Annotated in this window: 13 protein-coding genes and 2 pseudogenes; 11 read left to right on the forward strand and 4 right to left on the reverse strand. The window is 67.0% G+C overall.

Annotation, left to right across the window (positions count from 1 at the left end; genetic code table 11):
* The 3 genes and pseudogenes from EA472_RS23090 to EA472_RS18530 all read left to right on the forward strand — a co-directional run.
* Positions 1-128: pseudogene (locus EA472_RS23090) on the forward strand (CoA transferase); the annotation flags it as partial.
* A gap of 2 nt (positions 129-130) precedes the next feature.
* Positions 131-1006: pseudogene (locus EA472_RS18525) on the forward strand (helix-hairpin-helix domain-containing protein); the annotation flags it as partial.
* 976 nt (positions 1007-1982) lie between these two features.
* The gene (locus EA472_RS18530; protein ID WP_243637900.1) at positions 1983-2255 is read left to right on the forward strand and encodes a hypothetical protein; all 273 of its coding nucleotides are present in this window, start codon (positions 1983-1985) and stop codon (positions 2253-2255) included.
* A 104-nt stretch (positions 2256-2359) separates the two neighbouring features.
* Here the strand turns inward: EA472_RS18530 and EA472_RS18535 are convergent, their stop codons facing one another.
* Positions 2360-2968, reverse strand: a complete 609-nt coding sequence (locus EA472_RS18535) for an IMPACT family protein (RefSeq protein WP_124192995.1) — start codon at positions 2966-2968, stop codon at positions 2360-2362.
* 287 nt (positions 2969-3255) lie between these two features.
* Between EA472_RS18535 and EA472_RS18540 the strand changes: the two genes are divergently transcribed.
* Complete coding sequence (locus tag EA472_RS18540) at positions 3256-3651, forward strand: DUF7522 family protein (RefSeq protein WP_124192996.1); 396 nt, start codon at positions 3256-3258, stop codon at positions 3649-3651.
* Between the two features lie 9 nt (positions 3652-3660).
* Here the strand turns inward: EA472_RS18540 and EA472_RS18545 are convergent, their stop codons facing one another.
* Positions 3661-4164, reverse strand: a complete 504-nt coding sequence (locus EA472_RS18545) for an amino acid-binding protein (protein WP_124192997.1) — start codon at positions 4162-4164, stop codon at positions 3661-3663.
* 140 nt (positions 4165-4304) lie between these two features.
* On the opposite strand from EA472_RS18545, the gene EA472_RS18550 reads away from it, so the two are divergent.
* Complete coding sequence (locus EA472_RS18550) at positions 4305-5090, forward strand: hypothetical protein (RefSeq protein WP_124192998.1); 786 nt, start codon at positions 4305-4307, stop codon at positions 5088-5090.
* Positions 5091-5162: 72 nt separating this feature from the next.
* Here EA472_RS18550 and hisB read toward each other — a convergent pair whose 3' ends face one another.
* Positions 5163-5750 carry an imidazoleglycerol-phosphate dehydratase HisB gene (gene hisB / locus EA472_RS18555; protein ID WP_124192999.1) on the reverse strand — a complete coding sequence of 196 codons (588 nt, stop codon included), beginning with the start codon at positions 5748-5750 and terminating at the stop codon, positions 5163-5165.
* A 341-nt stretch (positions 5751-6091) separates the two neighbouring features.
* Between hisB and EA472_RS18560 the strand changes: the two genes are divergently transcribed.
* Both EA472_RS18560 and EA472_RS18565 read left to right on the forward strand, forming a co-directional pair.
* The gene (locus EA472_RS18560; RefSeq protein ID WP_124193000.1) at positions 6092-6358 is read left to right on the forward strand and encodes a hypothetical protein; all 267 of its coding nucleotides are present in this window, start codon (positions 6092-6094) and stop codon (positions 6356-6358) included.
* 190 nt (positions 6359-6548) lie between these two features.
* Positions 6549-8078 (forward strand): TrkH family potassium uptake protein, encoded by a 1530-nt coding sequence (locus EA472_RS18565; protein ID WP_124193001.1) that lies wholly within the window; start codon positions 6549-6551, stop codon positions 8076-8078.
* Between the two features lie 19 nt (positions 8079-8097).
* Here EA472_RS18565 and hisA read toward each other — a convergent pair whose 3' ends face one another.
* Positions 8098-8838, reverse strand: coding sequence for a 1-(5-phosphoribosyl)-5-[(5-phosphoribosylamino)methylideneamino]imidazole-4-carboxamide isomerase (hisA, locus tag EA472_RS18570; protein ID WP_124193002.1), 741 nt, complete (start codon positions 8836-8838; stop codon positions 8098-8100).
* A 196-nt stretch (positions 8839-9034) separates the two neighbouring features.
* On the opposite strand from hisA, the gene EA472_RS18575 reads away from it, so the two are divergent.
* The 4 genes from EA472_RS18575 (at position 9035) to EA472_RS18590 (ending at position 13546) form a co-directional block, all read left to right on the forward strand.
* Positions 9035-10891 carry an SLC13 family permease gene (locus tag EA472_RS18575; RefSeq protein WP_124193003.1) on the forward strand — a complete coding sequence of 619 codons (1857 nt, stop codon included), beginning with the start codon at positions 9035-9037 and terminating at the stop codon, positions 10889-10891.
* A 284-nt stretch (positions 10892-11175) separates the two neighbouring features.
* Complete coding sequence (locus EA472_RS18580; protein ID WP_124193004.1) at positions 11176-11652, forward strand: hypothetical protein; 477 nt, start codon at positions 11176-11178, stop codon at positions 11650-11652.
* A gap of 162 nt (positions 11653-11814) precedes the next feature.
* Positions 11815-12996, forward strand: coding sequence for an inorganic phosphate transporter (locus tag EA472_RS18585; RefSeq protein ID WP_124193005.1), 1182 nt, complete (start codon positions 11815-11817; stop codon positions 12994-12996).
* 127 nt (positions 12997-13123) lie between these two features.
* Positions 13124-13546 carry a universal stress protein gene (locus EA472_RS18590; protein WP_124193006.1) on the forward strand — a complete coding sequence of 141 codons (423 nt, stop codon included), beginning with the start codon at positions 13124-13126 and terminating at the stop codon, positions 13544-13546.
* The last annotated feature ends 95 nt before the right edge of the window (positions 13547-13641 follow it).

The following is a 13641-nucleotide window of genomic DNA, read 5'->3' on the forward strand; positions in this document are numbered from 1 at the left end:
CCCCGGTCCAGACGACCGACGACATCTTCGACGATCCTCACGTTCACACACGAGGAATGCTGGTTGCCGTCGACCAGCCCGGTGCCGACGCCGACGTCGAAATCGCGGGCAATCCGATCAAGATGACGGCGAACGCGGCGGCGTCCCCGCGGTGCTCGCGGCCTTCCTCGTGCAGTACTACGCCGAGCGCGAGCTCCCCGACGCCCTCCTGTTGCCCGAACGCCACGGCGACGACGAGGTGGCCGCCTGGCTCGAGGCCGAAGGCGTCGCGGTTCGGGTCCCCGGCGCGGGCCGGGAGGCGAAACTCGTCGAACTCGCGCTGAAGAACGCTCGGCGGAACGTCGGCGGCCGCGACGAGTGCGGGATGCTCGCCGACGCCCTCGAGATCGACGCCGCCAGCCGGATCGAGGGCTTCGACGTGAGCCACGCCCAGGGGAAGGCCGCGGTCGGCAGCAACGTGACGTTCGTCGACGGCAGCGCCGAAACGGCCGACTACCGCCGGAAGAAGCTCCTCGAGCAGAACGACGACTACGACAACATGCGCGAACTCCTCGCGTGGCGCGCGCGCCGGGCCGTCGAGGGTCGCGACGACCGCCCCGATCCCGACCTGCTGGTGATCGACGGCGGCGAGGGCCAGCTCGAGGCCGCCCGGACGGCGCTTTCCGACGTCGGCTGGGACGTGCCCGCGATCGCGCTCGCGAAGGCCGAAGAGCGGGTGATCACGCCCGACCGCGAGTTCGCCTGGCCGTCGGACGCCCCCCACCTGCACCTCCTCCAGCGCGTGCGCGACGAGGCCCACCGCTTTGCGGTGCAGTACCACCGGACGGTCCGCGACGAGGTGAAGACGGTCCTCGACGACGTCCCCGGCGTCGGCCCCGAGACGCGAAAGCGGCTGCTCGGGCGCTTCGGCAGCGTCGAGAACGTCCGCGAGGCGTCGATCGAGGACCTCACGAGCGTCCCCGGCGTCGGGACGAAGACCGCCGAGACGATCCACTCGAGGTTGTGAGAGGGACCGGTACAACGCATTAACGCTCCCCACGACGCACTTCTCGAGACTATAGAACGGTCGTGCATTCGAGTGAGAAGATCCCGACTGGTGGCTCGAGCCGTCCTGACGGACCGATCCCCGTAAGCGAACCGCCGTGCGACACGACGGTGCGAGGCTGCGACGATCCGCCCGTGCTCGCACGTCCGTTCTCCCCGGCGCGCGCTGGCTCGCGGCGAGCGATCGCGAGGCGCGAGGCGACATCGCGCGAGGGTGAGCGACCGCAGGGAGCGACCGGCTGGGGAGGACGAGGCTGCTCCCCGTGTTTCGTGCGAGCAGAACGCTCGAGCGGACGATACCTCGACTCCTCCAGCCATTACTTTGACTTTCGAAGTATTTGTGGATCCGTCTCTGCCGGCTCCGTTGTACCCCGATCCGTAGCCTTCGTAAGACGAAGGACGCGTGAGCCACAACTGAGCCTCTCGAGCCAATACTTTGATTTTCGAAGTAATAGATGGTGGCGCTTCTACTACCGATTTCACCCGATATTTCTCTACTCGAGTATCCTCGAGTCCCCGGAAAATCCGTCGGCCGTGATCGCGAACTCGAGTCTTCGGTCCGACATCGCCAACAATTATTCACTCATTCATCGGAAATTATAATAGCCATTACGTGGAATTCTACGATGGAAGTCAGTTCCAACGAGCCGCGAGGGCGTGCGCTGAAACGCCCCGGGTGCGGGAACACCCGAAGCTGGCTTCCAAGCTCATCCGGCTTCGAAAGCCATGTTTGCATTCCTGCTCGCGAGATATAAACGTCTCGCACGACGAGCGTACCGTTCACGAACCAGAAGCGACCGCCAGCGAACCGAAACGCCGCCTCGAGCTGCGACGCCTCGAGCGTCCACGGGGACGCCTCGAGTCACCACGACGCGGTTTCGAACGGCCTCGAAGCGGTCCCGGTCCCCCACAACGCCGTCTCGAGCGCCCGCCCTCGCGTGGCGTCGCGTCCCGCTCGAGCCGCCGCGTTCGTTCCGCTCGACGAATCCGCCTCGAGCCGTGAGGTCTCGATGACGGGCTGTTTCTGGGCGGACGACCCCTTCGAATCCGTCGATCCTGGCGGGGCCGACGAGGACGGCCCGACGCGCTGTCCCCGCTGTGGGACCCCCATCGCCATCGTCTCGAGTACCGGCCCGACCACCCACGTCGCCACCCCCTGTGGCTGTCGGGTCCCCGGCGACGTCCTCGAGCACGACGGCGACGAACCGTAGCGGACCGCTGCCGATTTTTCGACGGCCGGCGCTGGAGGGTCGACTACCAGCCCGCTCGAGCGGCCGACTCCCCACCTCGCTCGAGCGGCAGACTCCCCATCCGTTCACTCGAGGTCGACTCGGCCGCTGGTCGCGCTGTTGAGCCGATCCCGAAGCGACGCGCTCTCCGCGAGCGGGACGCGAACGGAAAAGGAGACGTCGGCCCCGTACTCGGCTTCGAACTCGTAGCCCTCGCTCTCGAGGACGGACCGAACCGTCCCCGAGTCGTCGTACTCGACGGTGACCGAGACGGTCTCGTGTGGGCGGCGCTCGACGATACCCGCCGCCTCGATCGCCTCCTTCGTCGCCCGCGAGTACGCCCGGACGAGGCCGCCGACGCCTAGGTTGGTGCCGCCGTAGTAGCGGGTGACGACGACCGCGCAGTTTTCGAGCTCCCGCTGGACGAGCACGTTCAGCGCCGGCTTTCCGGCCGATCCCGACGGCTCGCCGTCGTCGCTCGAGTACTCCCGCAGGAACTCGCCGTCGTCGCCGGCGCGCACCCGGTAGGCGGGGACGTTGTGGGTGGCGTCGTCGTACTCCTCGCGGACGGCGTCGACGAACGCCTCGGCGTCGTCGACCGAGTCGACCGGCCGGACGCGGCCGAGGAACTCCGAGCCCCGGACGACGAACTCGGCCGTCGCCGGCTCCGCGACGGTGCGGAAGGTTCGGCTCACGGCGACCGACCACCCGGAGCTTCGCCGCCGCTCGAGCGCTCCCGCGGGAGGTCGCCGCCGGGTCCCGCGCCGACGCCGCGTTCGACCATATCCGGGCTACTCCGTCCGGCGAAAAGAGCGCATCGGTCGCCTCGTCCGTCCACTACGGTCGCTCCGTCCACCCGTCTGCGGTCGCCCCGTCCGATCCGCTGCGGTCGCTCCGTCCAGCCCGACCGCGGTTTGCCCGCCCATCCACCGCGGTCGCCGCATCCGCTACGCTATTTACCCCGGGTGTGCTACTGTGGGGCATGAAATCCGAGTCACTCGAGCGGGCGTTCGAGGAGGAACTCCGCAGCGCCTGTCGAACGACCGTCGGCGACGAACTCCGCAGCATCACCTACTTCACCGAGGACCTGGTCGAACAGCTGTACCTCCGGTCGGGCCTCGAGCAGACGGCCGACCTCGTCGGCTTCGCGGATCACGAACGGCTGGGCTTTCGCTCGCAGTCGGCCTACCGGAACACGCAACTCGGGGAGTACGGGGCGACGATCCGGATGTTCGAAAACGGCTACCTGACGCGCGTGATCCGGGGCGACCACGGCGTCTGGGTCACGACGGACGACCTCTCGATGGAGCGATTCGAGGAGCTGTCGAGCACGCTCGCGACGATCCTCGACGACAACGACGTTCCGCGGGTCGAGTGAGAGGACCGCTCACTGAATCTCGATCTTGCGGACGAACTCGAGGTTGCGAATCTGGGTGATCGCCTCGCCGGGCAGCTTCTGGTCGGTGATGAGGTAGAGCCGGGGCTCGTCGGTGAACTCCGGGTCTTCGCTGATCGTCTGGCGAATCGAGACGTCGTTGTCGGCCAGCGTGCCGGTGACGCCGGCGACGATCCCCTTTTGCTCGGCGTCGTCGACCGCGATCGAGAGCACGGTCAGATCCAGCACGGGCGCGAGGTCCATCAGACTCGGCACCTGCGAGATGTTCTGGAAAATTCGCCGGAGTTCGGGATCCTCGAGGATGACGTCCGTCGTCGAGTCGACGACGCGGCGGTCGACGCCGATCTCGCGGGCGATCCCCGTGTTCGGAATCTCGATGCCGCCCGATACGACCCTGCCGTCGTCGTTGACGGAGAAGCCGCGCTCGAGCAACAGTCGAATCACCGCCTGCTGGCTCGGCGATCCCTCGAACTTCTCCATGATCTCGTCGAACATTCGTTCGGATCTACGCGCGCTCGAGTATAACTGCGGTGATCGCCGCTCTCCGTCGTGGCGATCGCCGCCGACACCTCTCGTCGCTCGAGCGCTCGTCCGTCTGACTGACGTTTTTAGGCACCGGCGTACTACCGCCGAGCATGCGCGAACTTCGAAGCTGTGACTTCTGTGACGCCGAGGCCGTCGGTGCCTTCGAGGCCGTTCCGGCGGAACTCGACCCCGCCGACGGCGAGCGACGACGCGTCGTCCTCTGTTTGGACTGTCGGAACCGACTCGAGACGCTGCTCGAACCGCTGCTCGCCCGGTTGGGCGTCGACGCCGACGGCGAGTCGTCCGGAACCGTGGTCGCGTCGGCGGGCGACTCGACGGAACGGCCCGAGCGGACGGGCAGTTCGAACGCGACCGTGTCGTCACCCGACGCCGATCGCTCGGCCGGAGCGTCCTCGAGCGGGGGGATCACGTTCGACGACGATTCCGCGGCCGACGCGACGACGGAGTCGTCGGAAGGCGGCGATCCGACGACTGAGACGACCGAAACCGACTCGTCGCCGACCGCCGCGGATCGATCGACGGCGGCGACCGACGAGTTCGCGGCCGGCCGCTCGTCGGACGCGACGGAGACGATCGAGAGCGTCCGTCCGGATGCGACGGACGAAACAGACGACGAGCGCGACGAAAACGGGGCCGCCGACGCTCGAGCGTCGGCGTCGACCGCGGCCGCGTCGACCCCCGATCGTCCGCCGCGGGCGTACGCGAAAGGCGTCCGATTGCTTCGAAACCGAGACTTCCCGATGGAACGTGACGCCGTCGAACAGCTGATCGCGGGCGCGTACGACCTCGAGGCCGAGGACGCCGGCGCGATCGTCGACCACGCGATCGAGAACGGCGAGTTCGCCGACCGAAACGGAACGCTCCACCGGCCCTGACGTCCGTCCACGGCGGTCGCTGCCCGCGCTCGTCTCCGGAAAACCCGCGATCCCTCCGGCGGAGCGACGTCCCTACAGCGTCCCCTTCGTGCTCGGCGTTCCCGTCCGGCGCTCGTCGATCCTGGTCGCGTCGTCGAGCGCCCGCGCGAGCGCCTTGAACAGCGCCTCGACCTCGTGGTGGGCGTTCTCGCCGTCGACCTCGACGTGCAGCGTCAGTCCGGCGTTCATCGCCAGCGACTCGCCGAAGTGTCTGGCCATGTCGCTCGTGAACTCGCCGATCTGCTCCTGGGAGAACGTCCCCTCGAAGTACCACCGCGGACGGCCGCTGACGTCGACGACGGCCCCGGCGACGGCTTCGTCCAGGGGGACGCGCCGGTCCGCGTACCGGACGATTCCCGATCGGTCGCCGAGCGCCTCGTCGATGGCCGCTCCGAGGACGATGGCGACGTCCTCGACCGTGTGGTGGTCGTCGATCTCGAGGTCGCCGTCGCAGTCGACCTCGAGGTCGAACAGGCCGTGTTTGGCGAACGACGTCAGCATGTGATCGAAGAAGCCGATCCCGGTGTCGACTGCGGCCGTCCCGTCGCCGTCGATCGTCACGGCACACTCGATCGACGTCTCGCCCGTCTCGCGCGTCACGGTCGCCGTTCGCTCGCTCATGCTCGAGCGAAGGCCCTCCCGGTACAAGGTGATTGCGCTCGGCGGTCGCTCCCGATTCGACGCCGGCCGGGACGGCCGATTCCGACGCGTGCCGACTCCGCTCGCCGCCGATTGTTCACCGAACCGATACGAATCGACGCGCGCGTTTTGCAGATTCGGAAACGAATCCGATCGAAAGTCCCAGAAGGTTTTATAAAACGTTTACTCGAATCTAGAACGGTCTCGAAACGTCGGTTACTGCACCCTACCGGGGTAAAACGGGTCGAAACGGAACCAATATTCGTCCGATTATATGATGGATGCGACGAATGTCGTTCGTACTGAAGAGGTGATTCGATTCGATGTCCAACCACTCCCCGCTCCCGAACGAATCCATCGGTCCCTCGAGCCCTGATGCGGACCGTGAATCCGAGGGACGCCGTCCCGGTCGCTCGCTGAAAGGCCCCGCCCAGTTCCTCTCGTTCTGGGTCGCCATCGCGCTGCCGTTCGTCCATCTCCCCCTGCTGGCGCAGGGTCTCGGCGATCCGTCCGTGACGCTCACGTTCGTCACCCTCCTCGGGATCAACGCGGTCGCGCTCTACGCCGGCCACGGCTACAATCGGGAGTGACCGCTCCACGGCGCGCAACCAGCGACCGCCCCCGGCCGGGTGCACTCGAGAACTCGCCTTCCTTCGAACGCCACCGATTTCGCCCTCGATGCCCCTCGACTCCGTCGCCTCGATGCCGATCCGGCACTTCTCGGCGACCGATCGTCTCCGAATCGGTTATTTCGCTCCCGCACTCAGGATGAACTGATCGATGAGGATTCGCGTCGACTGGCGCTCGAGTTGCAGTCTCACCGGAACGGTGCTGAAGTGGCTCGCCGTAGCGCTCGCCGTTCCGCTCGGACTCTCGCTGCTCGACGGCGACGATCCGGTCCCGTTTCTCGCCGCCATCGCCGTCACGATCGCGGTCGGGATCGGCCTCGAGCGACTCAGCACCGACCGCGAGCTCGGCCAGCGCGAGTCGTTTCTGATGGTCGCGCTCACCTGGCTCGGCGTCGCCGCCGTCGGCGCGGTTCCGTTTTTCGTCGCGGGCCTTGGTGCGGGCGGGAATTCGGCGTTCTCCGGGCTCGTCGACGGTCCCGTCAACGCGATGTTCGAGAGCACGAGCGGGCTGACGACGACCGGCGCGACGATCATGAACGGCTGGGACTTCGAGAACCAGTCGCGAGCCATCCTGCTCTGGCGACAGCTCATCCAGTGGCTCGGCGGGCTGGGAATCCTGGTCGTCGCGATCGGGCTCCTCTCGCACCTGATGGTCGGGGGTGCCCAGCTCATGGAGACCGAATCCCAGACGAGAAACGTCCGGAAGCTCCGACCGCACATCTCCGAGACGGCCCGGCTCATCTGGGGGCTCTACGTCGGCATCACGCTCCTTGCGATCGCCGTCTTTTACGGCCTTCACCTGGTCGGACTCGCGCCCAACATGTCGCTGTTCAACGCCGTCTCGCACGCGTTCACGGCCGTCGCGACGGCCGGCTTCTCGCCCGAACCGCAGAGCGTCGGCGCGTTCGAACCCATCGTCCAGTGGTCGATCATGCCCTTCATGATCGTCGGCTCGACGAACTTCGTCCTCCTCTATTACGTCACGCAGGGCGAGTTCGATCGCCCGCTGGGCTCCGAGGAGTTTCGGTTTTACCTGGGCACGCTCGCGTTCTTCGGCGCGATCGTCGTCGCTATCCTCGCGTTCGACCCCGAGATCGACAAGGGCCTCGAGCCGACGATCCGCCACGGCCTGTTCAACGTGGTCTCGCTGGTGACGACGACCGGCTACGCCTCGACGGACTTCGACCTCTGGACGCCCGGCGCGAAACACGTGCTCTTTCTCTGTATGTTCCTCGGCGGGATGGCCGGCAGCACGACCTGTTCGATCAAGTCGCTGCGGTGGTTGATCGTCCTCAAAGCGTTCCGCAGAAACCTCTTCACCTCGGTCCACCCCGAGGCGGTCCGCCCGATCCGCCTCGGCGACGGCGTCGTCGCCGAGGAGACGATCAACGACGTCTTCGGCTACGTCATGCTGGCGCTCGTCATCTTCTTTTTGCTCACCGTCTTCCTCGTCGTCGACGCCGCTCGAGCCGGCGAGTTCGTCGGCGAGTTCGAGGCCCTCGGTGCGGCCGCGTCGATCTTCCTCAACATCGGCCCCGCGTTCGGCATGGCCGGGCCGATGGACAACTACGCCGGCTTTACCACCGCCTCGCGGACCGTGATGATCGTGATGATGTGGATCGGCCGCATCGAGATCGTTCCTGTGCTCGTGCTGTTGACGCCCGCGTTCTGGCGTTCGTAACTCGTTACAGCAGTCCGTCTCACTCGATCGCGGCCCGCGCCTCCTCGAGCGTGAACTTCCCCTCGTACAGCGCGCTGCCGACCACGACGGCGGCGGCACCGGCCTCCTCGAGCGCCCGGACGTCGTCGAGCGTCGCGACGCCGCCGCTTGCGATCACGGGAATCTCGGTCGCCTCGACGAGCTCCCGAACCGGATCCGTCGCGACCCCCTCGAGCCGGCCTTCGACGTCGACGTTGGTAAAGAGGATCGCGGCCGCGCCAAGCTCTTCGTATCGCTCGGCGGCGTCGACGGGCGAGACTCCCGCACCTTCGGTCCAGCCCTCGACGACGACCTCGCCGTCTTTCGCGTCGAGGCTGACGACCACGCTCTCGGGGTGGTCGTCGCTGATCTCCGCGACGATCTCCGGGTTTTCGACCGCCGCGGTGCCGAGGATGACCCGGTCGATGCCGCGCTCGAGCAGGTCGACCGCGTCGGCGACGGTTCGGATGCCCCCGCCCAGTTGCGTCCGGGCGTCGACGGCCTCGGCGACGGCGTCGATGGCGGCGGCGTTCTCGCGTCGGCCTTCGAACGCGCCGTCGAGGTCGATCAAATGGAGCGTCTCGGCCCCCGCGTCGATCCACCGCCGCGCCGCCTCCACGGGGTCGCCGTAGGTCGTTTCCGTGCCGCGTTCGCCCTGGACGAGCTGGACGACCTCGCCGTCCTGTACGTCGACCGCCGGGATCACTTCGAACGTCTCGTCGGCTCCGTCGCTCGCGTTCATACTGGTCCGCGCGAGCGCGACTCGAGTAAAGGCGACGGTTCGTCGCCGCACGAAACCGAACGGTTCGAGCGGCGCGAAGGGGGACGATTCGCGACGGCGCGACCCACCGACGGTTCGTCGCGCGAACGATCATCGACTCGACACTGTCCGCGTTCGGTACAGAATACATACGTGTCGGGACGGTGTGATCCGCGTCATGGCGGTGAGCCTGGTCCTCGCCCAGGAGCCCGCGACCCAACCCGAACTGACGACGGACGTCCTGGTCGTCCTCGGCGTCGTCGCGCTCGCGCTCGTCTTCTTTCTCACCGAGCGGCTGCCGATCGACGTCACCGCGATCTTGCTGATCGTGATCCTGATCCTGCTCGAGCCCTGGACGGGGATCGACCCGGCCACCGGCATCTCGGGGTTTTCGAGCGACGCGACGATCACCGTCCTCGCGCTGCTCATCCTCAGCGGCGGCGTCAGTCGGACCGGCGTCGTCCAGGAACTCGGTCGACGGATGGCAGCGTTCGCGGGAACCAGCATCCGAAAGCAGCTGTTCGCGACGATCGTCGTCACGAGCCCCGTGTCGGGCGTTCTGAACAACACGCCGGTCGTCGCGCTGTTGGTGCCGGTCGTCACCGACGTCGCGAACCGCGGAAACACCTCGCCCTCGAAGCTGCTCATCCCGCTCTCGTACGCCTCGCAGGTCGGCGGCATGCTCACGCTCATCGGCACGTCGACGAACATCCTCGCGAGCGACGTCAGCGCCAGACTCGGAGCCGAGTATCCCGAACTCCACCGGTTTTCGATGTTCGAGTTCACCCAGCTCGGCGCGATCGTCGTGATCGTCGGCGCGCTCTACCTGATCTTCGTCGGCCACTACCTCTTGCCCGAGCGCGTGCCGCCGCGGGCGGACTACCTCGCGGAGTACGAGGTCGGCGATTACGTCGCCGAAGTCGCCGTGGTCCCCGGCTCGCCGCTGGCCGAAGCGACCGTCGGCGACGCGACAGCGTCGCTGGGGGCGGACGTCGACGTCGTCCAGATCGTCCGCGACGCCGATCGGTCGATCGCGCCGCGACAGGTGAGCCGGCTCCGAGAGGGCGACGTGCTCGTCGTGCGCACCGACAGGGACGCGATCGCGACGCTCGAGGATGCGACCGGCGTCGAACTCGTCGGCGACCCCCGGTCGGGTACGGATCTCGAGACGGAGGGGGAGGGTGGCGTGATCACGGAGATCGTCGTCTCGCTCGATTCGCGGCTCGTCGGCGAGCACCTCGATCCCGGGACCTTTCGCGAGGAGTTCGGCGCGGCCGTACTCGGGATGCGTCGCCACGGCGAACTCGTCGAGGAGCGACTCGTGGGCCGCCGGCTCGACGTCGGCGACACGCTGCTCGTCCAGGCACCCCAGGAGACGCTCGATCGGCTCTCGCGGCGCGACGACGTGATCGTCGCCCGCGAACCGCCTCGACCCGGGTACCGGGCGGACAAGGCCCCGATCGCGATCGCCATCATGATCGGCGTCGTCGCGGTCGCCGCCCTCGAGCTCTATCCGATTCTCGTCTCGGCGCTGGCGGGCGTCGTCGCGATGGTCGTCACCGGCGTGCTCGAGCCGAACGAGCTGTACGACGCCGTCGAGTGGGACATCATCTTCCTGCTCGCGGGGGTGATTCCGCTCGGCATCGCCCTCGAGCAGTCGGGCGGAGCGTCGTATCTCGCGTGGCTCGTCGTCTCGACGGCGGGGTTCCTGCCGACGATCGTCGTCCTGTGGCTGTTCTACATCGCCACGGGGTTGATCACCGAGATGATCAGCAACAACGCGAGCGTCGTGCTGTTGATCCCCGTCGCGGCGGCCGCGGCGGCCGGAATCGGAGCGAACCCGTTCGCCTTCGTGATGGCGGTCACGTTCGCCGCGAGCACCGCCTTTCTGGGCCCGATCGGCTACCAGACGAACCTGTTCGTCTACGGGCCCGGCGGCTACCGCTTCACCGACTACTTTCGGGTCGGCGCGCCGCTACAGTTCGTGCTGTCGATCGTGACCGTGCTCGGGATCGCGTTCTTCTGGGGCATCTGAACGGCGGTCGAACGAGAGAATCCTTCCGAGCGCGGCGTCGACGGCGGTGGACGCGACGCGAGGTCGCACCCGCGCGACGGTGCCTCGTCCCTTCTCCCGCGTCACGATCATCGGACCAGTAGACGAGATGCGAGAGACCTACTCCGGATCATCGCGGAAAGACGGAGACCGGAGCGTCCCAAACTGATTTCACGCAGTACGATAAACTGAAACCACGTCATGAATGCGGATATCGATCGTGTCCGAAACGCAGCCGCGATCGTATCGGAGGGGCTCCTCGAGCGATGAACCCGCGTCGCATCGACGCGATCATCGATCTCGCCTACGGCGTCCTGATTTTCGTCTCGATCGTCCTGATCGTCTCGGTCGGAACGCTGGTCGGGTTAGCGTTCGGACTGGGCGTGCTGGTGGCTTACGGGCTACACGTCGTCTGGAAGATGGCCCGGTTCGATCCGGAGTGGATGACGACGACCGTCGAGGAGACGGTCGAGGAAACCGTCGGCGAACAGGTCCAGCAGGTCGAGGAGACCGTCGAGCGGACGGTCGGCGAACAGATCGAGGAGACGGTCGAGGAAACCGTCGGCGAACAGGTCCAGCAGGTCGAACGAACCGTCGAGCAGACGGTCGGCGAACAGGTCGATGCGGTCCAGGAACAGATCGAGACCGTCGATCGACGGATCGATCGCCGGCCGCGCGAGGACGAACTCGAGGAACTACTCGGGGAAACGGTGACAGATGAGAAAGAGACGTCCGACGGGTGACACCGACGGCGTTCGACGGCCGCCGTTCGACCCGCGATCGAGCGGGGGAAGACGCCCGGCGCTCGATCGGAACCTCGCGGAGTCCCGGCCGACTTCGAACCGAGCGCCCCGGACGGCGCGAACCGATCCCCCTGAATACCGGCGTCCGCCTCGCGTCCACGGATGATTTCGACGCTGCTCCTCGTCGGTATCCTCGTCGCGATCTTCGTCGGCTACAACATCGGCGGCGCGACGACCGGTCCCGCCTTCGGGCCGGCCGTCGGAGCCGACGCCATCTCGAAGACGGCGGCCGGTGCGCTGATGTCGATCTTCTTTTTCGTCGGTGCGTGGACGATCGGTCGGCGGGTCGTCGACACCCTCGGCCGGGACCTCGTTTACGATCCCGCCGTCTTCACGCTCGAGGCGAGCGTCGCCGTCCTCTTTTTCATCGGCGTCGCGCTGTTCATCGGGAACTTCTTCGGCGTCCCCGCGTCGACGTCGATGACGGCCGTCGGATCGATCGCGGGCCTCGCTCTCGCGGCCGGCGAACTCAACTGGGCGGTCATGGGCGAGATCGCGATCTGGTGGCTCGTCTCGCCGTTCATCGGCTTCTGGGTCTCGCTGGTCATCGGCCGGTACTTCTACGCCTCGCTCAATCGGCGGCTCGCGATGGATCGAAGCGAGGGGCCGCCGTTCGAGGTCGATCGTTCCGGGATCGTTCCGATGCCGACCCTGAGCGACACCGCGAACGTGCGCGAAGCCGCCGGCGTGGTGTTGGTGATCGTCATCGGCTGTCTGATGGCGTTCAGTTCGGGAACGTCGAACATCGCGAACGCGGTCGCGCCGCTGGTCGGCAGCGGCGAACTCGAGATGAACCCCGCGATTATCCTCGGCTGTCTCGCGGTCGGCATCGGGACGTTCACGATCGCGCGCCGGACCCTCGAGACGATGGGCAACGAACTCACGGAGCTGCCGCTGACGGCGGCGATCGTCACCGCGACGGTCAGCGCCTCGCTGGTCATCTTCCTCTCCGCGATCGGCATCCCCGCGAGTTTCGTCATCATCGCGACGATGTGTATCATCGGCCTCGGCTGGGGCCGGGCGACCCGCCCGATAACGGTCGGCGAAGCCGTCCGCGGCGAGGAGTCGCCGCCGGTTTCGGTCGGTGCGCTGTCCGACGACCGAGAGGGCGAAGAACTGCCGCCGATCGGCGACGAGGAAGAACCCGAACGGATCCCGAAAGCGTCGGATCTCTTCGACCCGGCGACGACGGCCCGCGTGGTTCTCATGCAGAACGTCGTCCCGGCCGTCGCGACGATCGGCGCGTACGCGACGTTCCGATTCGTGCCGATCTTCGGGCTCTGAGACGGTCTACCGTACCGATCTCCCCGACACGACCGCGGCTCGTCCGTGTCGCGTGGCGACGGTTTACACCGGTCCGTACGAATCGACCCACCATCGCGCTTATTCCCGTCGACGTTGGAGGTCGCGTATGGTCGACGCCGTACTCGTTCCCATGGACGGCTCCGAAATGAGCGAACGCGCCCTCGAGTACGCGCTCGAAGTGTTTCCGGACGCCGACATTACCGCCCTCCACGTCGTCGGCGAACCGTCGCCGATGTGGGCGCGGGCGACCGGCATCGCGCTCGCCGACGATATCGAAGCGTCGGCCCGCGAACACGCCGAGGAGGTGTTCGAACGCGCGCGCGAAATCGCGGCGGACGCCGACGACGTCGAACTCGACACTCGGGTCGCCCTCGGACATCCGGTTCGCGCCATCGTCGATCGTGCCGCCGATTACGAGACGGTCGTGATCGGCAGCCACGGCGGCAACGTCGCGGACCGAATTTTCGTCGGCAACGTCGCGGAGAAGGTGTTTCGGCGGTCCCCGGTACCGGTCGTCGTCGTCCGGTGACCCGGCGGTCACGGCCCACCGTCGTCCCGGACGTCACGTCTCGAGATCCCTCGAGTAGAGATCGTTCGATGACCGCTTCCGGCGACTCACGTCCG

This window comes from Natrarchaeobius oligotrophus, assembly GCF_003841465.1.
In the GTDB taxonomy this organism is placed as follows: domain Archaea; phylum Halobacteriota; class Halobacteria; order Halobacteriales; family Natrialbaceae; genus Natrarchaeobius; species Natrarchaeobius oligotrophus.